This is a genomic window from Streptomyces sp. SudanB52_2052, assembly GCF_964272415.1.
GTDB classification, from domain to species: Bacteria; Actinomycetota; Actinomycetes; order Streptomycetales; family Streptomycetaceae; genus Streptomyces; species Streptomyces olindensis.
Window position 1 is genome coordinate 7,420,957 of the sequence record NZ_OZ186796.1, and the last position, 21,112, is coordinate 7,442,068.

19 protein-coding genes and 1 pseudogene are annotated in these 21,112 nt (G+C 73.1%); 16 read left to right on the forward strand and 4 right to left on the reverse strand.

The features are described 5' to 3' along the window. Window positions 1–5 precede the first annotated feature (5 nt). The gene (locus ACSUPV_RS33300) at window positions 6–680 is read right to left on the reverse strand and encodes a lysophospholipid acyltransferase family protein (RefSeq protein ID WP_031114736.1); all 675 of its coding nucleotides are present in this window, start codon (window positions 678–680) and stop codon (window positions 6–8) included. A gap of 378 nt (window positions 681–1,058) precedes the next feature. Between ACSUPV_RS33300 and ACSUPV_RS33305 the strand changes: the two genes are divergently transcribed. The 3 genes from ACSUPV_RS33305 (at window position 1,059) to ACSUPV_RS33315 (ending at window position 3,376) form a co-directional block, all read left to right on the forward strand. Next, complete coding sequence (locus ACSUPV_RS33305; protein ID WP_037760629.1) at window positions 1,059–2,222, forward strand: glycerophosphodiester phosphodiesterase; 1,164 nt, start codon at window positions 1,059–1,061, stop codon at window positions 2,220–2,222. A gap of 104 nt (window positions 2,223–2,326) precedes the next feature. Beyond that, window positions 2,327–2,821: an RNA polymerase sigma factor gene (locus tag ACSUPV_RS33310; protein WP_037760631.1), complete on the forward strand. Its 495-nt coding sequence runs from the start codon at window positions 2,327–2,329 to the stop codon at window positions 2,819–2,821. Between the two features lie 57 nt (window positions 2,822–2,878). Next, a complete protein-coding gene (locus ACSUPV_RS33315) occupies window positions 2,879–3,376 on the forward strand; it encodes a GNAT family N-acetyltransferase (protein ID WP_031114741.1) in 498 nt (165 codons plus the stop codon). 93 nt (window positions 3,377–3,469) lie between these two features. On the opposite strand, the gene ACSUPV_RS33320 is transcribed toward ACSUPV_RS33315, so the two are convergent. Both ACSUPV_RS33320 and ACSUPV_RS33325 read right to left on the reverse strand, forming a co-directional pair. Then, window positions 3,470–3,901, reverse strand: a complete 432-nt coding sequence (locus tag ACSUPV_RS33320) for a hypothetical protein (RefSeq protein ID WP_037760634.1) — start codon at window positions 3,899–3,901, stop codon at window positions 3,470–3,472. Then, a complete protein-coding gene (locus ACSUPV_RS33325) occupies window positions 3,882–4,241 on the reverse strand; it encodes a hypothetical protein (protein ID WP_031114743.1) in 360 nt (119 codons plus the stop codon). The genes ACSUPV_RS33320 and ACSUPV_RS33325 overlap by 20 nt, the downstream gene beginning before the upstream one ends. Window positions 4,242–4,310: 69 nt before the next feature. Here ACSUPV_RS33325 and ACSUPV_RS33330 point away from each other — a divergent pair, with 69 nt between their 5' ends. The 10 genes from ACSUPV_RS33330 (at window position 4,311) to ACSUPV_RS33375 (ending at window position 17,487) form a co-directional block, all read left to right on the forward strand. Continuing rightward, the gene (locus ACSUPV_RS33330) at window positions 4,311–4,961 is read left to right on the forward strand and encodes an HAD-IA family hydrolase (protein ID WP_359785649.1); all 651 of its coding nucleotides are present in this window, start codon (window positions 4,311–4,313) and stop codon (window positions 4,959–4,961) included. Between the two features lie 374 nt (window positions 4,962–5,335). Further along, the gene (locus ACSUPV_RS33335) at window positions 5,336–6,370 is read left to right on the forward strand and encodes a methionine ABC transporter ATP-binding protein (protein ID WP_037760639.1); all 1,035 of its coding nucleotides are present in this window, start codon (window positions 5,336–5,338) and stop codon (window positions 6,368–6,370) included. Then, complete coding sequence (locus ACSUPV_RS33340; protein ID WP_031114747.1) at window positions 6,367–7,074, forward strand: methionine ABC transporter permease; 708 nt, start codon at window positions 6,367–6,369, stop codon at window positions 7,072–7,074. Before ACSUPV_RS33335 ends, ACSUPV_RS33340 begins: the two co-directional genes overlap by 4 nt. Window positions 7,075–7,136: 62 nt before the next feature. Beyond that, on the forward strand, window positions 7,137–7,955 hold the full coding sequence (locus ACSUPV_RS33345; protein WP_436949119.1) for a MetQ/NlpA family ABC transporter substrate-binding protein: 819 nt from the start codon (window positions 7,137–7,139) through the stop codon (window positions 7,953–7,955). Window positions 7,956–8,095: 140 nt separating this feature from the next. Continuing rightward, complete coding sequence (locus tag ACSUPV_RS33350) at window positions 8,096–8,728, forward strand: GNAT family N-acetyltransferase (RefSeq protein WP_037760645.1); 633 nt, start codon at window positions 8,096–8,098, stop codon at window positions 8,726–8,728. 145 nt (window positions 8,729–8,873) lie between these two features. After that, window positions 8,874–10,091, forward strand: coding sequence for a precorrin-6y C5,15-methyltransferase (decarboxylating) subunit CbiE (cbiE, locus tag ACSUPV_RS33355; RefSeq protein WP_359785644.1), 1,218 nt, complete (start codon window positions 8,874–8,876; stop codon window positions 10,089–10,091). 367 nt (window positions 10,092–10,458) lie between these two features. After that, window positions 10,459–14,790, forward strand: coding sequence for a nicotinate-nucleotide--dimethylbenzimidazole phosphoribosyltransferase (gene cobT / locus ACSUPV_RS33360; RefSeq protein ID WP_436949120.1), 4,332 nt, complete (start codon window positions 10,459–10,461; stop codon window positions 14,788–14,790). Window positions 14,791–14,961: 171 nt separating this feature from the next. Continuing rightward, a complete protein-coding gene (gene cobA, locus ACSUPV_RS33365) occupies window positions 14,962–16,203 on the forward strand; it encodes a uroporphyrinogen-III C-methyltransferase (protein ID WP_031114757.1) in 1,242 nt (413 codons plus the stop codon). 64 nt (window positions 16,204–16,267) lie between these two features. Then, window positions 16,268–17,086, forward strand: a complete 819-nt coding sequence (locus tag ACSUPV_RS33370) for a TrmH family RNA methyltransferase (RefSeq protein ID WP_382616880.1) — start codon at window positions 16,268–16,270, stop codon at window positions 17,084–17,086. Window positions 17,087–17,094: 8 nt separating this feature from the next. Further along, a complete protein-coding gene (locus ACSUPV_RS33375; protein ID WP_031114760.1) occupies window positions 17,095–17,487 on the forward strand; it encodes an NUDIX domain-containing protein in 393 nt (130 codons plus the stop codon). A 25-nt stretch (window positions 17,488–17,512) separates the two neighbouring features. Here ACSUPV_RS33375 and ACSUPV_RS33380 read toward each other — a convergent pair whose 3' ends face one another. Further along, entirely contained in the window at window positions 17,513–18,946 is a 1,434-nt protein-coding gene (locus ACSUPV_RS33380; RefSeq protein WP_382616883.1) for a serine/threonine-protein kinase, read from the reverse strand. A 255-nt stretch (window positions 18,947–19,201) separates the two neighbouring features. On the opposite strand from ACSUPV_RS33380, the pseudogene ACSUPV_RS33385 reads away from it, so the two are divergent. From ACSUPV_RS33385 to ACSUPV_RS33395, 3 genes and pseudogenes are all read left to right on the forward strand, one after another. After that, window positions 19,202–19,413: pseudogene (locus ACSUPV_RS33385) on the forward strand (hypothetical protein). A 234-nt stretch (window positions 19,414–19,647) separates the two neighbouring features. Next, window positions 19,648–19,857: a hypothetical protein gene (locus ACSUPV_RS33390; protein ID WP_031114762.1), complete on the forward strand. Its 210-nt coding sequence runs from the start codon at window positions 19,648–19,650 to the stop codon at window positions 19,855–19,857. 247 nt (window positions 19,858–20,104) lie between these two features. Next, entirely contained in the window at window positions 20,105–21,049 is a 945-nt protein-coding gene (locus ACSUPV_RS33395; RefSeq protein ID WP_436949121.1) for a phosphotransferase family protein, read from the forward strand. Window positions 21,050–21,112: the final 63 nt, after the last annotated feature.

Genomic DNA, 21,112 nt, shown 5'->3' on the forward strand with positions numbered 1-21,112 from the left:
GAAACCTACGCCGCTTCCTTCGCCTTGCTCGCGTACATGTCCACGTACTCCTGCCCGGACAGCCGCATGACCTCGGCCATCACCGAGTCCGTCACGGCCCGCAGCACATAGCGGTCGCGGTCCATCCCCTCGTACCGGGAGAACTCCATGGCCTCGCCGAACCGCACGGTGACCTTGCCCGGGCGGGGCAGACCCGCGCCGCCCGGCTGGAGCTTGTCCGTTCCGATCATGGCGAACGGCACCACCGGCGCACCCGTCATCAGCGTCAGCCGGGCGATACCCGTCCGGCCCCGGTACAGCCGCCCGTCGGGCGACCGCGTCCCCTCCGGGTAGATCCCGAACACGCGGCCCTCCTCCAGCACCCGCCGCCCGGTCATCAGCGCGGCGACACCGCCCCGGCCGCCGTCGCGGTCCACCGGGATCATGCCGACACCGGTGAAGAACCAGGCCATCAGCCGGCCCTTCAGCCCCTTCCCGGTCACGTACTCGTCCTTGCCGATGAAGAAGACCTGCCGGTCGCAGACCAGCGGCAGGATCATCGAGTCGATGAACGTCAGGTGGTTCCCGGCCAGGATGACCGGGCCCCGGCCGGGGATGTGCTCCGCACCCTCCACCTGTGGGCGGAACATCAGGCGCATGATCGGGCCGAGCACTGCCTTGATGAGCGCGAAGCGGGACAACGGACCCTCCGGTGTCAAGGGATGCTGTATGAGTCTGTGCAGGTGAGGACGATACTCGCGGGCGCGGGGGTCGCGCACATCGGGCACGGCGACTTCACCGAGGCCTTACGCACTGTTGACGCGTGTTTACCTGCGGTGGTGTGTCACCGACGGTGTGTAACACGCCCGCCATGATGTGACGGACATCGCCTCCCCGCACCGGACGCGTTCCCCGAACAGCCCCACCGAATCGAACAGGAGTGGACGAACCGTCAGTTCGCCACCCCCTTCCGCCACTACGACATCCCACGTCACCCGCGTGTTCCGCCCGGGGTCTCCCACCCGTCATGTACGCGCCCCTACGATCGGCGCGCACTGACGACGGCAGGGAGGGCGCTCATGGGAACGCAGGAGTCGAACGAGGAAACGAGCCGGACCGGACGGCGGGCCCTGCTCGGCGCGGCGGTGCTGGGCGCCGGCGGAGCGGTCCTCGGCGTGACCGGCACGGCCAGAGCCGACGCGCCCCGGCACGGTGGTGGTGTGAAGAGCCTGCCCAAGCCGACGATCGTCGGCCACCGCGGGGCCAGCGGCTACCGGCCGGAGCACACCCTCGGCTCCTACCAGCTGGCCCTCGACATGGGCGCCGACATCGTCGAGGCGGGAGACCTCGTGCCGACGAAGGACGGGCACCTGGTCTGCCGCCACGAACCGGAGATCGGCGGCACCACCGACGTGGCCGACCACCCCGAGTTCGCCGACCGCAAGAAGACCAAGCTGCTCGACGGCGTCTCCACCACCGGCTGGTTCACCGAGGACTTCACGCTCGCCGAGCTGAAGACCCTGCGCGCCATCGAGCGCATCCCGGCCAACCGCCCCCACAACACCCTCTACGACGGCCGCTGGGAGATCCCCACCTTCGAAGAGGTCCTGAAGTGGCAGGACGAGCAGACCCGCAAGCGCGGCAAGCAGGTGTGGATCTACCCCGAACTCAAGCACCCCACCTACTTCCGCAAGCAGGGCCTCCCGCTGGAGGAGCGCGTCGCCAAGCTGCTGCGCAAGTACCGCAGGGACCGGCGGACCTCCCCGGTCATCCTCCAGTCCTTCGAGCCGACCAGCATCGAGCGCCTGAACAAGCTCGTGGACAACCCGCTGGTCGTCCTGCTGTCGTCGGCGGACTCCCGCCCCTGGGACTTCGTCGAGACCGGCGACCCGCGCACGGTCGCGGACCTGATCAAGCCGGCCGGCCTGCGGGAGATCGCCTCCTACGCGCAGGGCATCGGCCCGACGCTCGACCTGGTCATCCCACGGGACGCCCAGGGCAACCTGACCCGGCCGACCACGCTCGTCTCGGACGCGCACAAGGTGGGCCTGATCCTGCACCCGTGGACCCTGCGCAACGAGAACCCCTTCCTGCCCGCGAACTTCCGCAAGGGCACGGACGCGGACGCCTACGGCGACGTCTTCGGCGCGTACCGGGCGTACTTCGCGACGGGTATCGACGGCGTCTTCACCGACCAGCCCGACACGGGCCTGCTGGCCCGGGAGGCCTTCCTCGCCGACTGAGCCCCGCCACGACCGAGCGTCAACACGTGAGCTCACACCCTCCGGTCGAGTGAGCTTCGGCCGCCCGGGCAACCCGCAGCCCGGGCGGCGGCGTCGCTCCGCATATGACGCACGACCTGGTCACCTCCCTGCGCCCGCTGCTCACCGCCGAGGCCTCCGCGGAGGCGTATGCCGCCGGAGCCGAGCCGGGGGACCTGGAGCAGGCGGTCTGGCTCCGCCTGCTGGAGCGTCTCGACGCCGAGGGGCCGCCGCGGGACCCCCAGGAATGGCTCCGCCGGGCCGTCCGCTCCGAGGCGCGCCGCAGCCGCCGCACAAGCCGACTCGAACGGCCGTACGCCGTCGAACCGGCCGACGACCCGGACCGGGAGCCCGAGCGGCTCGCCCTCGCCGCCGCCCGCGGCCGTGCCCTGCGCGAGGCCGTGCGCCGCCTTCCCGGCCGCTGTCCCCGGCTCATGGAGGCCCTGCTCTCGCCCGAGGACCTGACCTACCGCGAAATCGCAGGGGAGTTGGGTATCTCACAGGGGAGTCTTGGTCCGGAACGTTCCAGATGCCTGGGATGTCTGCGCAGATTGCTCTCACCGGAGGTTGCGGCCCGCTGAGGACGGGGATAGGAGTGAGGAACGACAGGTGATCAGATGAGCGGGAGGCGTGCGCACATGGGCATGAGCGTGACCATCTCTGCGGCGACCGAGCAGGACGCCGAGCAGATTTTCAGGCTGCAGTACCTGTGCTTCCAGACGGAGGCGGCGCTGTACGGGAACTACCGCATCGACCCGCTCGTCCAAACCCTCGACTCGGTCCGCGAGGAAGTCGCCCGGGACTGCGTCTTCGTGGCCCGGCTCGGCGAGGAGGTCGTCGGCTCGGTCCGCGGCTCGGTCACCGAGGACGGCGCGGCCGCGATCGGCAAGCTCTGCGTCCACCCCCGCCTCCAGGGCCACGGCATCGGCGCCCGTCTCCTCCGGGCCGCCGAATCGGCCCTGGCCGACCAGCACGGCGCGACCCGCTTCCGCCTCCACACGGGCCACCGCAGCGAGGGCAACCTCCGCCTCTACCGCAAGGTCGGCTACGAGACGGTGGGCACGTCCCAGGGCGCGGACGGCATACCGATGATCGTCCTGGAGAAGCCGGCGGGTACCTACGCGGCGACGGCTTGATCTTCGCCCTTCAGGGGCGCGGGGATGTGTCGATGTGCGGCTCCGCCGCGTGGGCGCGAACAACCACGCACGGCCCGCGGCCGCCTGGTCACCTCAGGCGGCATCCCCGTCCCGCGAACGCGAAGCCCTGAGCCAGTAAATGGCCGACAAGGGCAGCAGAACCGGGATGAACACATACCCCATCCCGAAGTCCGACCACACGGTCGCGTCCGGAAACGCCGACGGCTCGATCAACGTCCACGTCCCCACCGTCAGCACACCCACCAACTCGGCGACACAGCAGCCCAGGGCGATCCTCCGCGCCGTCTCCCCGCCCCGCACCAACGAGTACGTGATGAACCCGTACACGACACCGGCGACAGCCGACAGCGAGTACGCGAGCGGCGCCCGGTCGAACTCCGTGGCGATCTGATACGCGGAACGCGACACCGCCCCGACCACCATCACGCCGTACAGCCACACCAGCAGCGTGCCCGGCCCGCTGGTCAGCCGCCGGCGGCCCACCTCAGCCTCCCCAGATGTCATAGAGCCGCACCTCCAGCACCGCCAGCACCACACCGCCCGCGGCGACCGTCACCGAGCCCCACCGGGTCCGCTCGGCCAGCGACATGAACCCGGCCGCCGGGACACAGGCGAACGAGCCCAGCAGATACGCCACGAAGATCGTCGTGCCCTGCTCCGGCTCCTCGCCCCGCGCCAGCAGCACGATCCCCACCACCAGCTGGATCAGCGTCAGCAGCGTGACCACGGCCATCCCGATGAAGTGCCAGTCCTTCGTCGGCTGGTCACGGTAGGCCGCCCAGCCGCACCAGGCGGCGAGCAGCAGCGCGGCGACGCCGGTCACCAGCGTCAGGGCATCAAGCATGCTGCGACCTTATTACGGCCGAAAAGGCCCGATGCCGCCGCCCCTGGCCTGCACCGTAGGGTCGAGAGCATGAAGATCCACGCGCAGGCCCTGCTGTTCGACAACGACGGAACCCTCGTCTCCTCCCTCGCCTCGGTGGACCGCTGCTGGACGCGGTGGGCCACGGAGTACGGGATCACGGCCGAGGAGTTCGCCCGGGTCGAGCTGCACGGCCGGCCGGCCGCCGAGATAGCCGCCGACCTGCTGCCTGCCCACGTCGTGCCGGAGGCCGTCGCACGGATCGAGGATCTGGAGGTGGAGGACGTCCCGAACGGCGGTGTGCACCTGCTGCCGGGCACCCGCGCCTTCCTCGACTCCCTTCCGGCCGAACGCTGGGCCGTCGTCACCTCCGCCACCCGGCGGCTCGCCGAGGCCCGCCTCGACGCCGTCGGCATCCTCCCCAAGACGCTCGTCGCCGCCGACGACATCACCCGTGGCAAGCCCGACCCCGAGCCCTACCTGCTCGCCGCCCGCACCCTCGGCGTCGACCCCGCCCGCTGCGTGGTCTTCGAGGACGCCCCCGCGGGCCTCGCGGCCGGCCGCGCCGCCGGTATGACCACCGTGGCGTTGACCACAACCCACCAGGCCCACGAGCTCCACGCCGACCTGGTCGTCGACGACCTGTCGGCCCTGTCCGCACTGGTCACCGAGCAGGGCGTGGAGATCTCCCTCCGCGGCTGACGCGTCCCGGCCCTTGTCCACCGCTGTCCAGCATCCGGACAGCGGCGGCTTGTCAGGACCGTACGCATGTTTTACTGACGGCATGACCACGACGAGCGACCGCATCCCCGCGACCGAGGCGACCCTGACGCCCGGTGCTCGTTGTATGTGTCGAATGTGCGCCTTCTAGAGGGCCCCCGCACCACCCCCTGAGCTCGCGCCCCGAAGCGAGACCGCGGCCTGTCCGCACGCCCTGAGCGCTGCGTGACACACGCCGCCCGCGCACATGTTCTCCCCGGTTCCCCGCCCAGCGAGAACCGTGTCGCGTCCCTGAACGAATGCCCCTGTGTCCGGGCACACCCACGCCCGCGCACTCGACAGTGACGGAAACCCACGTGATCACCACAACGGGCCTCACCAAGGTCTACCGTGCACGCGGCCGCGAGGTCACCGCCCTGGACGGCGTCGACCTGCACGTCCGCGAAGGCGAGGTGTACGGCGTCATCGGCCAGTCCGGCGCCGGCAAGTCCTCGCTCATCCGCTGCGTCAACCTGCTGGAACGCCCCACCTCCGGCACCGTGACCGTCGCCGGGCAGGACCTCACCGCCCTGGCCGGCCGTGGCCCGCGCGCCGGAAAGGAACTGCGTCGGGCGCGCAGCCGGATCGGCATGGTCTTCCAGCACTTCAACCTGCTGTCCTCCCGCACCGTCCAGGACAACGTCGAACTCCCGCTGGAGATCCTCGGCAAGTCCGGGCAGGAGCGCTCCCGCAAGGCCCTCGAACTGCTCGACCTGGTCGGCCTCGCCGACAAGGCGGGGGCCTACCCGGCGCAGCTCTCCGGCGGCCAGAAGCAGCGCGTCGGCATCGCCCGCGCCCTCGCCGGCGACCCCAAGGTGCTGCTGTCCGACGAGGCCACCAGCGCCCTCGACCCCGAGACCACGCGCTCGATCCTGGCGCTGCTGCGCGACCTGAACCGGCAGCTCGGTCTGACCGTGCTGCTCATCACGCACGAGATGGACGTCGTGAAGTCGGTCTGCGACTCGGCCGCGCTCATGGAGAACGGCCGCATCGTCGAGTCGGGCACGGTCAGCGAGCTCCTCGCCACCCCCGGCTCGGAGCTGGCCGCCGCGCTGTTCCCGCTCGACGGCGAGGCCTCCGGCGAGGACCGCACCGTCGTCGACGTCACCTTCCAGGGCGAGAGCGCCACCCAGCCCGTCATCTCGCAGCTCGCCCGCACCTACAACATCGACATATCGATCCTCGGCGCCGCCATCGACACCGTCGGCGGCCTCCAGGTCGGCCGGATGCGCATCGAACTGCCCGGCCGCTACGAGGACAACGTCGTACCGATCGGCTTCCTGCGCGAGAAGGGCCTGCAGATCGACGTCCCGGGCCATGAGTCCGCGCTGGTGAAGGAAGGTGCCAAGTGACCTGGTCCGAGATGCGGCCGCTGCTGGAACAGGCGTGTTGGGACACGCTCTACATGGTCGGCTGGTCCACACTCATCGCCGTCGTCGGCGGACTCCCGCTCGGCATCCTGCTGGTCCTGACCGACCGTGGCGGCCTGCTGCAGAACCTCGCCGCCAACAAGGTCATCGGGCAGGTCGTGAACATCGCCCGCTCGCTGCCGTTCATCATCCTGATGGTCGCGCTGATGGGGTTCACCCGCCTCATCACCGGTACGACCATCGGCGTCCAGGCGGCCATCGTGCCGCTCGCCGTCGGGGCCATCCCGTTCTTCGCACGGCTGGTCGAGACGGCCGTCCGCGAAGTGGACCACGGGCTCGTCGAGGCCGTGCAGGCCATGGGCGGCAACACCTGGACCGTCGTCCGCAAGGTGCTCGTCCCCGAGTCCCTGCCGTCGCTGATCTCCAGCACCACGACCACGATCGTCGCCCTCATCGGCTACTCGGCGATGGCGGGCACGGTCGGCGCCGGCGGCCTCGGCGACATCGCCATCCGCTACGGCTACCAGCGCTTCGAGACCGGGCTGATGTGGATCACCGTCGCGATCCTCGCGGTCGTCATCTCCCTCATCCAGTTCGCCGGCGACTACGCGGCCCGCTCCCTGCACCGCCGCGGCGCCCACGCGGGACCCGCCCCGAAACTGCGGCTGCTCAAAGCCGCCTCCTGAACCCCCCGTTCACCCACGACGGGGTCGCACCACTCGCAAGGCCATAAGGAAAGGCACTTTTCGTGCGTAACACCGCCAAGATCACCACCGCCGTCCTCGCCGCCGGAGCCCTCACCCTCGGGCTCAGCGCCTGCGGCGCCGGGAGCTCCGGCACCGACGGACCCCTGATCGTCGCCGCCAGCCCCGTCCCGCACGCCGAGATCCTCACCTACGTCAAGGACCACCTGGCGAAGAAGGAGGGCCTGGACCTCCAGGTCAAGGAGTTCACCGACTACGTGACGCCGAACACGGCGACCCAGGACGGCTCCGTCGGCGCCAACTACTTCCAGAACCAGCCGTACCTCGACGACTTCAACAAGAAGAACGGCACCGACATCGTGCCCGTCGTCACGGTCCACCTGGAACCGCTCGGCCTCTACTCCCACAAGGTCAAGAAGGCCGACGACCTGAAGAGCGGTGCGACCGTCGCCATCCCCAACGACACCGTCAACGAGGCCCGCGCCCTCAAGCTCCTCGCCGCCAACGGGCTCATCACGCTCAAGGCGGGCGTCGGCAACGAGGCGACCCCGTCCGACATCACCGAGAACCCCAAGAACCTCAAGTTCAAGGAGCTGGAGGCGGCCCAGACGCCGCGCTCCCTCGACGACGTGGACGCCGCCGTCGTCAACGGCAACTACGCCATCGAGTCCGACCTCAAGCCGTCCAAGGACGCCCTCGTCCTGGAGTCCCCGAAGAACAACCCCTACGGCAACTTCCTCGCCGTGAAGAAGGGCAACGAGGACGACCCGCGCGTGAAGAAGCTCGCCAAGCTCCTCACCTCGCCCGAGGTGAAGAAGTTCATCCAGGACAAGTACGCCGGCTCCGTGCTCGCCTCCTTCTGAGCCCGCCTCCGGCACCCGCCACGGCCGGGGTCCTCCCTCACCCGGTGGGGAGGACCCCGTGGTGCGGATCAGTGCTTTCATGCTGCATGCTGGGCAGTTCAGCAGGCCCCGAAGGTTCACCGAAGGTTACGGAGCGGCGCATGACGAGCACCTTCCCCAACATCTCCATCAGCACGGAGCGGTTGGTCCTGCGCCCCCTCGAGGAGCCGGACATCCAGGCGTTCGCCGACATGATGAACGACGAGCTCGTCACCGCGTGGACCTCCGTCCCGCACCCCTACACCGAGGCCCACGCCCGCACCTGGATCACCGAACAGGCCCCGGCGGAACGGGCCGAGGGCCGCGGCATCGTCTTCGCCGTCACCGAGTTCCTCACCCAGCGCCTCGTCGGCATCGTCCACCTCAAGAACACCGACTGGCGGGTCCGCTCCAGCGAGATCTCCTACGTCATCGCCCCCTGGGCCCGCGGCGAGGGCTACGCCTCCGAGGCGGCGCTCGTCACCGCGCAGTGGCTCTTCAACGACCAGAAGTTCGAGCGCCTCGAACTGCGCACCGCGGCCGACAACACCGCCTCCCAGCAGGTCGCCCAGAAGATCGGCTGTATCAGCGAGGGCGTCCTGCGCGGCGCCTGGATAGCGCGGACCCGGACGGACAACGACGAGTGGACCGAGGTCCGCACCGACCTGATCGTCTGGAGCCTGCTCCCCGAGGACCTGGAAGGCGTCGGCGACCAGCTGCCCGGCGGCTTCACGTCCTTCGGCGACTGGAACTGACCGGAACCACCCGGAGGAAGACGGCGACGACGACACCGGCGCCCCCTCCGACACCTCCACCGAGTACCCTCACGGAGCCCGCCTGCGGGCGGTTCCCCACAACGACACGCAGACGACCTGCGAAAACCCCTGGAGACTGACGACGATGGCCGACCGGGTCACGGTGATCGGCTGGGACGGTTCGCCGCTGACCGCCGCGGCGAGCGCCGCCCTCGGCGCCGCCACGCTCGTGGCGGGCGCCGCGCACCACCTGGCGCTCCCCGAGGTACCCGCCGGCGCCGAGCGCATCCGCCTCGGCAGCGTCGCCCTCGCCGCCCGCCGCATCGCCGCCCACCGCGGCACGGCCGTCGTGCTCGCCGACGGCGACCCCGGCTTCTTCGGCGTCGTACGGACCCTGCGCGCCCCCGAGTTCGGCCTCGAGGTCGAGGTCGTCCCCGCCGTCTCCTCCGTCGCCGCCGCCTTCGCCCGGGCCGGCATGCCCTGGGACGACGCACAGGTGGTCGTCGCACACCGCCGCACCCTGCGACGTGCGGTGAACGTATGCCGCGCCCACACCAAAGTGGCGGTGCTCACCTCACCCGGCGCCGGCCCCGCCGAACTCGGCCTGCTCCTCGAAGGAGTCCACCGCTCCTTCGTCATCTGCGAGGAACTCGGCACCGCACGCGAGCGGGTCAGCGTCGTCACCTCCGACAAGGCCGCCGACCACACCTGGCGCGACCCCAACGTCGTCATCGTCCTCGGCGGTCCCGCCCGGCCGGACACGGCGGGGGAGACCGGCTGGATCGCCGGCCGCGACCCGTCCGCCGGACCACGCGGCTGGTCCCTGCCCGCCGAGGCGTACGGCGGCGACCTCGGCGAGGGCGAGACCCAACTGCTGCGCGCCTCCCAACTCGCCCGCCTGGGCCCGCGCGTCGGCGACCTCGTGTGGGACATCGGCTGCGGCAGCGGCGCCTTCGCCGTCGAGGCCGCCCGCGCCGGCGCCGCCGTCATCGCCGTCGACAGCGACCGGGCCGCCTGCGCCCGCACCGACGCCACCGCCCGCCGTCTCGGCGTCCAGCTCCAGATCGTGCACGGCACCGCCCCGCACGTCCTGGAGAACCTCCCCGAACCGGACGTCGTCCGCGTCGCCGGCGGGGGAGCGGCCGTCGTCTCGGCCGTCGCCGACCGCCGCCCGCAGCGCATCGTCACGCACGCCGCCACCCGCGACGCCGCCGAACTCATCGGCCGCGACCTGACGGAGCACGGCTACGGCGTCGAGTGCGCCCTGCTCCAGTCCGTCGAACTCGACACCCGGGCCTGGACGGAGAAGGAACGGAGCGTCGCGTTCCTGCTCAGCGGCGTCCTGCCGAAGCGCGGCGCCTGACCCCGCGACCGTCCCCGTGATCGGTTTGTCGTACTGCGCGCGGTAGGCTGGCCGATCGCTGCACCGCACGCGGACGTCCGGCAGTTCGTCGGCCAATGTCCGGAAAACCCGCCCGTTTTGGGGCGGGTGTGGTACGGCAGAACCGGAGGACGCGCAACGTGGCGCAGTCCACAGCGGAACCGTCGCGGATCAAGCTGCCGTGAGGGTGCCACGGCCGCAACAATGCCAGTGAATGGCTTTGTCGCCTTTTCGAGGCGGGCCGCTCGTGCCGCTGGGGACGCACGCTCGTTCTTCACTGTGGGGCGGTCGGTGCGCCGTTCCGGGTGAGCTGGTCGTAGGAGCACTAACCGATGGGCGAGGGGTACGCATGACCGACACCGGCCAGGTCCCGGGCGAGGGACTGCCGGAGAACGCAGGCATGGTGGATCAGCCGGGCGCCCCCGCGCAGGGCGCGTACGCCTACCTCTCCGACAACACCGCCGAGGACGAAGACCTGCTGTTGCCGGGCTCCCACGGCGCCTGGGGCAACGAGGTTCCCCCGCCCGCGCCGGAACCGGTCGTCGAGGCCGTCCACGAGCCGGGCCCGCACGAGATCTCCGGCCGCGACAGCGGCTCGGTCGACCTCAGCGGCGTCCGTCTGCCCGACCCTCCGCCGATCCCGCCCATCACCCCGCGCCGGCCGCTGCACCTCGGCCCGCCCCTGCCCGACAGCTCCGCCAGCCCGGTCCGCTCCCTCGCCGACCGCGGCCCCGCGGACGCGCCCGTACGACAGCCCGCCGCGCCGTCGGCCGGCCCCGAGTACCTCGACGTCCCGCGCGCCCCGGAGACGCCCTCGGCGCCGGCGGCGCCCTGGGGCGCACAGGTCGCGGCCCCCGCCCAGGTGAGCGCCGGGGCAGCCCCTGCGGAAACGGTTGTTCCGGCACCCCAGCCGGTCGGCGCGGCCCAGGCCGTGGTGGCCCGGGTGGCGACGGAGGCCGCACAGGGGGCCGTGGAGGAGACCGTGGAGGGGGCTCACGCCGAGCAGCCCGCGCAGGGCGCGGCGGCCGCGGGCCAGCCCGCCGGAGGCCAGGCGGCTGCCGCCGGGCCGGGGCAGGCCGTTCCCACGGAGGGGACGGCGGTCGAGGGCGATGCCGCCGGTGTGGTCGCCGCTCCGGACGCGGGCCAGTCGGCTGCGGCCGAGGCCGGTCCGGGCGAGGCGGTCGCGGGTGGCCCCGCCGGGGCGGGCGCCGCCCCGGACTCCGGCCAGGTCGCTGCCGCGGAGGCCGGGGCCGTTGCCGCTGAGGCGGCGACCCCTGCCGCTGAGGCCGCGACCCCTGCCGCTCCGGATGCGGTGCCGCCGTCCGCTGTGGCGTCGGGTCCGGCTGTGGAGGGGGCAGGCCAGGACGGTCAGCCCGGACAGCCCGCCGCCGCGCCCGAGGCTTCCGGGCCCGGTGCCACCGGTGATTCCGCCGAAGGCGCCGAGCAGGCCGCCGTCGCCGGTGCCGAGCAGGGCGTGGCGCCCGCTCCCGCCGCGGAGGCCGCACCGGCCCCGGAGGCGGTCCCGTTCCCTGAGGCTGCGACCGGGCCGGAGCAGGCCGTCGCCACCGCGCCCGAGGCAGGGGCCGGGGAGGCGGCAGGTGGCCGCGAGGCCGTGGGGCAGCAGCCAGGCGCGGTAGTTGCTGAGGCCGGCGCGCAGGCGCCTGAGGCGGTGGCTGCTGAGACCGTCGCCCAGGCACAGGAGGCGGCGGCTGCTGAGACGGTCGCGCACGCACCGGAGGCGGTGGCTCAGGACGCTGCCGCCCAGGCATCTGACGTTGCCCCCCAGGCACCTGACTCGGCGACTGCAGACGCCGTTGCCGAGTCACCTGACGTGGTGAGCCCTCAGGCTGCCGTTCAGGCGCCGGACGCGGTGGGCCCGGAGGCTGCCGCCCAGGGCGCCCAAGCCCCCGAGGCAGCAGCCCTCGAAGCAGCAGCCCCCGAAGCCGTCGCCCCGGAGGCCGTCGTCCCGGTCGCCCCGGAAACCGCTGCTCCGGCGGCCCCCATGCCCGCCCCCGAGGCCGCCGCACAGCAGCCGGACGCCACCGGCGGCGAGGCCGCCCCCCAGGCCCCCGAAGCACCCACGGCCCCAGATGCGGAGGCAGCCCCGCAGGGCCCCGAGGCGACGGCTCCGCAGCCCGCCACGCCCACCCCCGAAGCAACCACCCCCGAAGCACCCACCCCGGAGGCAACCACTCCGGAAGCGCCCGCCACCGGAGCACCCGCCCCTGACGCCACCGCCCCGGCAGCCGAGCCCGTCGGCCCGGAAGCGGTCGCCCCGGCAGCAGCCGAGCCGGTCGCCCAGGAAGCCGTCGCTCCGCCCGCCGAGGCACCGACGACGACCGACGCACAGGAGCCCGCCGAGGCAGCCGCCCCCGCCGACGCGCCGGAGACCACCGCCCCGGCCGAGCCCCTTGCCGCAGCCGCGCCCGCCCCGGCCGTCGACACGGCCACGCCCGACTCCTCGGCCGAGGCCCCGGCGCCTGCTCAGGCCCCTGAGCAGTCCGCACCCGCCCCGGCCGCCGAGGCACCCGCCGCCGCTCCCGCCGAGGCACCCGCCGAGGCGTCGCCCGCGCCCGAGCCGGCGGCCCCGGTGCCCCCGGCCCCCGAGGTCGCCGACGTCGCCCCCTCCCCGGCGGATCCGGAAACACCCGCGGACACCGCCCCGGCATCCTCCGAGGACGTCACCGTCGTACTCCCCGCCCCGGCCCCGGAGGAACACGGCGGCCACCCGGTCCAGGGACCGCAGCAGTCCCAGCCGGCACAGCCCGGGGCACCGGAACCCCCGGCGCCCGTCGCCACCGTCCCGGCACCCCGCGACGGCGACGCCGAACTCGCGCAGAACGCCGACGACCTGGACACCCGGGCCGCCGATCAGGACGACCTGGCGGACCAGGAACACCACCGAGGAGAGAGCGCGGCCGCAGTGGCAGAAGCACGACAGTCCTCCGGCCCCGCCGCCCCCGGCTACGACCCCGCCGAGCGCGAGGCCGTACTGAAGGTCATGCGCGAACGCCGCGACATCCGCAACGGTTTCCGCAGCGACCCCATCCCGCACGAGGTGCTGCTCCGCGTCCTGGAGGCCGCCCACCACGCGCCCTCCGTGGGCCACTCGCAGCCCTGGGACTTCGTCGTCATCCGCTCCGCCGACACCCGGCGGGCCATGCACGAACTGGCCATGCGCCAGCGCGACGCGTACGCGAAGTCCCTCCCCAAGGGCCGGGCCAAGCAGTTCAAGGAACTGAAGATCGAGGCCATCCTCGACACCCCGGTGAACATCGTCGTCACCGCCGACCCGACCCGCGGCGGCCGCCACACCCTCGGCCGCCACACCCAGCCCCAGATGGCCCCGTACTCGGCCGCCCTGGCCGTGGAGAACCTCTGGCTCGCCGCGCGCGCCGAAGGACTCGGCGTCGGCTGGGTCAGCTTCTTCGACGAGCGCGAGATGGTCCGCGCCCTGGGCCTGCCCGAGCACCTCGAAGTCATCGCCTACCTGTGCGTCGGTTACGTCGACGAGTTCCCGGACGAGCCCGAGCTGCTGCAGGCGGGCTGGTCGAAGCGCCGCCCGCTGTCCTGGGTCGTGCACGAGGAGACGTACGGCCGCCGCGCCCTTCCCGGAGAGGAACCGCACGACCTGCTCGCCGAGACCGTGGCGCAGATCCGCCCGCTGGACGCCAAGGCGCTCGGCGAGGCGTGGGAGCGCCAGAAGCGCATGACCAAGCCGGCAGGTGCCCTGGGCATGCTGGAGATCATCTCCGCCCAGCTGTCGGGCCTGTCCCGCCAGTGCCCGCCGCCCATCCCGGAGCCCGCCGCCGTCGCGATCTTCGCCGGCGACCACGGCGTGCACGCGCAGGGGGTCACCCCCTGGCCGCAGGAGGTCACGGCCCAGATGGTGGCCAACTTCCTCGGCGGCGGCGCCGTCTGCAACGCCTTCGCCACCCAGGTCGGCGCCGAGGTCTGCATCGTCGACGTGGGCGTCGCCGCCGACCTCCCGGCCACGCCGGGCCTGCTGCCCCGCAAGATCCGGGGCGGCACGTCCGACATGACGACCGGCCCCGCGATGACCCGCGAGGAGGCCAAGCAGGCCATCGAGGTCGGCATCGACACCGCCCGCGACCTGGTCGCCGCCGGCAACAAGGCCCTGCTCACCGGTGAGATGGGCATCGGGAACACGACCGCGTCCGCCGCGCTGATCTCCGTCTTCACGGGAGCGGACCCGGCCGAGGTCACGGGCCGGGGCACGGGCATCAACGACGAGACCCTCGCCCGCAAGACCGAGGTCGTCCGCCGTGCCCTGGAACTCCACCAGCCGGACCCCGCCGACCCGATCGGCGTGCTCGCCGCGATCGGCGGCTTCGAACACGCCGCCATCGTCGGCCTCCTCCTCGGCGGCGCGTCCCTGCGCACGCCGGTGATCCTCGACGGCGTCAGCGCCGGCGCGGCCGCCCTGGTCGCCCGCGCGATCGCTCCGGAGGTCCTGGCCGCGTGCATCGCGGGCCACCGCAGCGCGGAGCCGGGCCACGTGGCGGCCCTCAACAAGCTGGGCCTGCGCCCCCTGGTCGACCTCGACCTCCGCCTGGGCGAGGGCACGGGCGCCCTCCTTGCCCTTCCGCTGGTCCAGAGCACGGCGCGGGCGATGCACGAGGTGGCGACGTTCGACTCGGCGGGCGTGACCGAGAAGTAGGTGCCGTGGTCCGTGGGAGGCCTGCCGCACGGCGGCACGCCTCCCACGGACCAGCCGCCGGCGGACGGTCCAGGTGCCCAGCTACCGGACCACCCGCGCCGCCATGCCTGCCGCCCATTAAAATCCGCACGTCAGGGCCACCGCACCGCCGTCACCAGGAGCCGCACCCCCATGGCCGAACACCCCGCCTACCCCGTAGGCCTCCGCCTCACCGGCCGCCGCGTGGTCGTCCTCGGCGGCGGCCAGGTCGCCCAGCGCCGCCTCCCCGCGCTCATCGCGGCCGGCGCGGACATCCTCCTCGTGTCCCCCGAGGCCACCCCCTCCGTCGAGGCGATGGCGGACGCCGGCGAGATCACCTGGGAGAAGCGCCCGTACGCGGAAGGCGACCTCGCGGACGCCTGGTACGCCTTGATCGCCACCGGCGACACGGAGGCGAACACCCGGGCCTCGGCCGAGGCGGAGCGCCACCGCGTCTGGTGCGTCCGCTCCGACGACGCCGACCAGGCGACGGCCTGGACCCCGGCCACCGGCCACAGCGAGGGCGTCACGATCGCCGTCCTCACCACCGACGCGCGCGGCCGCGACCCCCGCCACACCGCCGCCATCCGCGACGCGGTCGTCGAGGGCCTGCGCGACGGCACGCTCGTCGCCCCGCACCACCGCACCCGCACACCCGGTGTCGCCCTGGTCGGCGGCGGCCCCGGCGACCCGGACCTGATCACCGTGCGCGGCCGTCGCCTGCTCGCCGAGGCCGACGTGGTCATCACCGACCACCTCGGCCCGCGCGACCTCCTCGCCGAACTCCCGCCGAGCGTCGAGGTGATCGACGCGGCGAAGCTGCCGTACGGCCGGTTCATGGCCCAGGAGGCCATCAACGAGGCCCTGATCGAGTACGCGAAGCAGGGCAAGTCGGTCGTACGGCTCAAGGGTGGCGATCCCTTCGTCTACGGGCGCGGCATGGAGGAGGTCCAGGCGCTGTCCGAGGCCGGCATCCCGTGCACGGTCGTACCCGGCATCTCCAGCTCCATCTCGGTCCCGGGCGCCGCCGGCATCCCGGTCACCCACCGGGGCGTCGCCCACGAGTTCACGGTGGTCAGCGGCCACATCGCGCCCGACGACGAGCGCTCCCTGGTCGACTGGCCGTCCCTCGCGAAGCTCACCGGCACGCTGGTGATCCTCATGGGGGTGGCCACGATCGGGAAGGTCGCCGAGACGCTCATCGCGCACGGCAAGTCCCCGGACACACCCGTCGCCCTGGTCCAGGAAGGCACGACGGCCGGCCAGCGCCGCGTCGACGCGACCCTGGCGACGGTCGCGGAGACCGTGCGGACCGAGGACGTGAAGCCCCCGGCGGTCATCGTCATCGGCGAGGTCGTGAAGGTCGGCCCCACGGCCACCGCACCCCGCGAGTAACCCCGGGTAACACAACCCGTTCCGAGCCGTTGGCACCGCACCCAGGACAAGGCAGTATCACCCTGTGGCCGATCTCATCACCGTCGAGGATCCCGACGACCCCCGTCTGCGCGACTACACCGGCCTGACCGACGTGGAGCTGCGCCGCAAGCGCGAACCCGCCGAGGGCCTGTTCATCGCCGAGGGCGAGAAGGTCATCAGGAGGGCGAAGGAAGCGGGTTACGAGATGCGGTCCATGCTGCTCTCGGCCAAGTGGGTCGACGTCATGCGCGACGTCATCGACGAACTCCCGGCGCCCGTCTACGCGGTCAGCCCCGAGCTCGCCGAGCAGGTCACCGGCTACCACGTGCACCGCGGCGCGCTCGCCTCCATGCAGCGCAAGCCCCTGCCCACGGCCGCCGACCTCCTCCGGAGCGCCCGCCGCGTCGTCATCATGGAGTCGGTCAACGACCACACAAACATCGGCGCGATCTTCCGCTCGGCCGCCGCCCTCGGCATGGACGCGGTCCTGCTCTCCCCGGACTGCGCGGACCCCCTCTACCGCCGCAGCGTGAAGGTCTCCATGGGTGCGGTCTTCTCCGTGCCGTACGCCCGCCTCGACACCTGGCCCAAGGGCCTGGAGTCGGTCCGCGAGGCGGGCTTCACCCTCCTCGCCCTCACTCCGGACGAGAAGGCCCGGCCCCTCGACGAGGCCGCCCCGCACACCATGGACCGCGTGGCGCTCATGCTCGGCGCCGAGGGCGACGGCCTGTCCACCCAGGCCCTGGTCGCCGCCGACGAGTGGGTCCGCATCCCCATGTCCCACGGCGTCGACTCCCTCAACGTGGGCGCGGCGGCCGCCGTGGCCTTCTACGCCGTGGCCACCGGCCGCCCCCAGGACTAGGGCCGTCCGTGGAACAGCGCGAGGCGATCGTCGCCGTACTGCTGCGCGGGGAGCGGGTGCTCGCGGTCCGGCGCGGCCCGGCCGTCGCACGCCCCGGCTACTGGCAGCCGCTCAGCGGCAAGGTCGAACCGGGGGAGACGCAGGAGCAGGCCGTCGCCCGCGAGGTGCGCGAGGAGGTCGGCCTCACCGTCGTGCCGCTGGCCAAGGTGTGGGAGTCGGAGACCGACGACCGGCGCTTCCGCCTCCACTGGTGGACCGCCCGCGCGGACACCGGCGAGGTGGTCCCCGACCCGGCCGAGGTCGCCGAGGCCCGCTGGGTCACGCCGGAGGAGTTCCTCGCCCTGGACCCGGTCTTCGAGGGAGACCGCGCGTTCTTCGAGCGGATCCTGCCGGGACTCTGACGCCCCGCTGACCTGCGGTGCCGCCCTACGGCTGGTAGTCCCGCGGTGTCTGGTCCCGCTGCACGTGCTCCTGGCGTACGCCGGCTCCGTCACCGCCGAGCCCGCGCGCCGGGCCCTGGCAGCCCTGCACCAGCGCGATGCCGACCGCCACCAGCAGCGTGACCACGACGAACACGAACAGCCGCTGCCGCAGCAGCCGCGGATTGGCGGGCCGCAGCCCGGTCCCCGTGTTCCGGGACGGGGAACGCCCGGTACCGCTGTGCGGCGCCGGACGGCTGCCGCTGCCCGACCGCGTCCCGTCGCGCCCGGTGGGCGTGGGCCGGGACCCGGAACCTCCGGTGCGTGACGGGGTGCCGCCGCGCGGAGTGCCGCGGCCACCCGCCGGAGCAGCGCCGCGGGGCGCTCGACCCACCGGGTCGGCCGTGCCCTGCGCACCGGTCCTGCGCCGGGGCTGCCCGCCGTCCTCCGCCGGCGAGGACCCCCGCGGCGGGGGAGTCCCGCGGCCCCGCTGCGCTCCGGAAGCCCCCACGCCCTGCTGCCCCTGCGGACGCCGGGTGCGCTCGGGATAGGTGCCGGTGGGCCGGTCGGCCTCGCCGCCGCGCGGCGTGGGCGGACGCACACCGGCGAGGTCCTGGGACTCGCGCGCCGCGATCTCCTTCAGCCGCATGGAGAGTTGGAGCGTGCTGGGCCGCTCCTCGGGGTCCTTCGCGAGGCAGGCCCGGACGAGCGGGGCCAGCGCGTCGGGTACGCCGTGCAGCTGCGGTTCCTCGTGCACGACCCGGTACAGCATCACCTCGGAACTGCCGTGCCCGAAGGGCGAGTCGCCCATCGAGGCGTAGGCGAGCGTGGCGCCCAGCGAGAAGACGTCCGTGGCCGGTGTGACGGCCGCCCCGCGCACCTGCTCCGGTGCGAGGAAGCCGGGCGAGCCGACCGCCGTGCCGACATGGGTCAGCGTCGATGCGCCGGTCGCCCAGGCGATGCCGAAGTCGATGATCCGCGGCCCCTTCGGGGACAGCAGGATGTTGGACGGCTTCAGGTCCCGGTGCACCACCCCGGCCTCGTGCACGGCGACCAGTCCCTCCGACAGGGCGGCACCGACGGCGGCGACATCGGCCGCGCCGAGCGGTCCCTCGGCGGCGACCTTGTCGTGCAGGGAGGGGCCGGGGACGTACTGCGTCGCGAACCAGGGCCGGTCCGCGTCGAGGTCGGCCGCCACGAGCCGTGCCGTGCACCCACCGCGGATCCGTCGTGCCGCCGAGACCTCACGGGCGAAGCGCGAGCGGAACTCCTGGTCCTCCGCCAGGTCGGGTCGGATGACCTTGAGCGCGACCCGCTGCCCCTTCTTGTCGGAGCCGAGGTAGACCACGCCCATCCCGCCCGCGCCGAGCCGTCTGTGAAGCCTGAACGAGCCGACGACGCGCGGGTCCTCGCGCCTCAGGCGCATCATCGCCATGTTCATCCCCGCTGCCCGGTCCTGTGACGAGCCACAGCTTACGTTTCCACGGCCGCCCGCGCGCAGAGGCCGCGCCCTCTCGGAGCGACGGATTGTCAGTGGTGGGTGCGAGACTTGAAAGGTGGTCAGGGAGGGCGCGCGGAGGCGGACTTCGCGCCGTTGGTGATCCCAACCACCCGTCGCAGAAGGGGGATTGGTCCTGTGAAGGGTGATCGCGTGGAGATAGTCGTGGACGCCGGGGACACGACGCGCACGTAAGAGGTGGTGGCGAGCCGGGCCGGACGCAGGGTGGAGACGGCGGTGCGCCGAGGTGTCGTGGAAGTGAGCGAAGTCACGCGGTGGGGGTCCCCCCACGCCCTTCAGGCAGTGGGGGAGGGACATTCGTACGTACGGCACGGTTCATGGCGAACCGGGTGCTGGCGCTCGTGGAACAGCCGGTTCCGCGGGAGGAGAGCTCGGAGAAAGCGGGATGATCCGGGCGTCCCGTCGGGGAAGACCCTGAGACCGGGACCGGCGTCTCCACCCAGGGGAGTACATCGCAGGTGACGGCTCATCCTCGGGGAGGCCCGGCAATCGGTACGAGGGCATGACGCCGGGGAGGGGCCGGACGCCTAGATTTGAGGTCAAGCGGCGGGTGCAGCACTCGTCCCCCGAGGTCAGACGCCCGCCGCTGCCAACGACAACTGAGAACGGTCAGGAGAGGGACCATGGCCCACACGGCACCGCGGACGCTGATCCGCGAGGAGGGACGCAAGGTGTACGCCGCCGCGTTCCGCCGCCGCCGTCAGGGCCGTCGCCACCCCGTGGTGGCGACGCTGATGGCCCTTCCCCTGGCGGTCCTGCTCCTCGTCGTCTTCGACGGCTGGGAGACAGTGGCCACACAGGCGTCGTCCGTGGGCGAGATGCTGGGGCGCTGAGCGGCGACCCCAGGCCCGGAAGAGCGGTCCGGGCGGGGACATCCACCCATGAAACCCCGTGGGGACGGGGGTGCGGCGGACGGCACAAATGCCGGCGCAGCTGGGGAGCTGCGCCGGCATTGCTTTTGCGTCAAGAGCCCGGGCGAGGCACCGGGTGCCCCGGGCGGCGGACCCACCCGGCCCCGACGCAGGCGCCGCCCCCGCGCACCCGAAACCCACGCACCCGCTCCGGGCGTACCCTCACCCCGTGACACCCGCCCCCGACCTGCTCGTACCTGCCCTCACCGCCAGAGCGCGGGCCGCCGCACACGCCGGCTCCTCGTCCTGCCCCTGCGGCGCGGCCACCCTCGCGGACCGCCCCGACGGCACCGTCGTACGCCACGGCGACACCGTCGCCAAGGCTCACCCCCCGGGCACCGACCCCACCGAGCTGGCCCGCCGACTCGCCGTCGCCTCCGGCCTCCCCGGCGTCCTCCTGTCCCCACTCGCCCCGGCCCCCCTCGACCTGCGCGGCCGCCTGGTCACGCTCTGGCCCTACGGCACCCCCGTCGACCCGGACGACCCGGACGCCGCGCCCTGGGAAGCCGCCGCCACCCTCCTGGCCCGCCTGCACCGCACCCCCGCCCCCGAGGACCTCCCACCCATGCGCGGCCCCGCCAAGGCGGCCCAGGCCGTCGCCCGGCTCCGCGCGGGGGCGGCCGCGCACCCCGCCGCCGCCCCCGTCCTGCGCGCCTGGAACGCCCTCCCCGCCTGGGCCCGCGCCGAGACGCCCCTGCCCGACGCCACCACCCTCTGCCACGGCGACCTCCACCTGGGCCAGCTCGTTCGCCACCCCGCCCCCGCCGGCCCCTGGCTGCTGATCGACGTGGACGACCTCGGTGTCGGCGTCCCGGCCTGGGACCTCGCCCGCCCCGCGGCCTGGTACGCCTGCGGACTGCTCCCGCCGGACGAGTGGACCCGCTTCCTGACCGCCTACCGGGAGGCGGGCGGCCCGGCCGTCCCCGCCGACGGTGACCCCTGGCCCGCTCTCGACACCCCCGCCCGCGCGCTCACCGTGCAGACCGCGGCCCGGGCCGTCGCCAAGGCGGTCGCGGCAGGCCGGCCGCTGGACGAGGTGGAGCAGGCGGTCGTGGACGCCTGTGACCGAATGGCTACCGTCCCGCCGCAGTTGGCGCAGGAGCACGCGAAGTAGGGTGCAACCGACCACAGCGGGACAGAGTCTGTCCTGGCGGGATACGAAGCAGGACCGACCGGC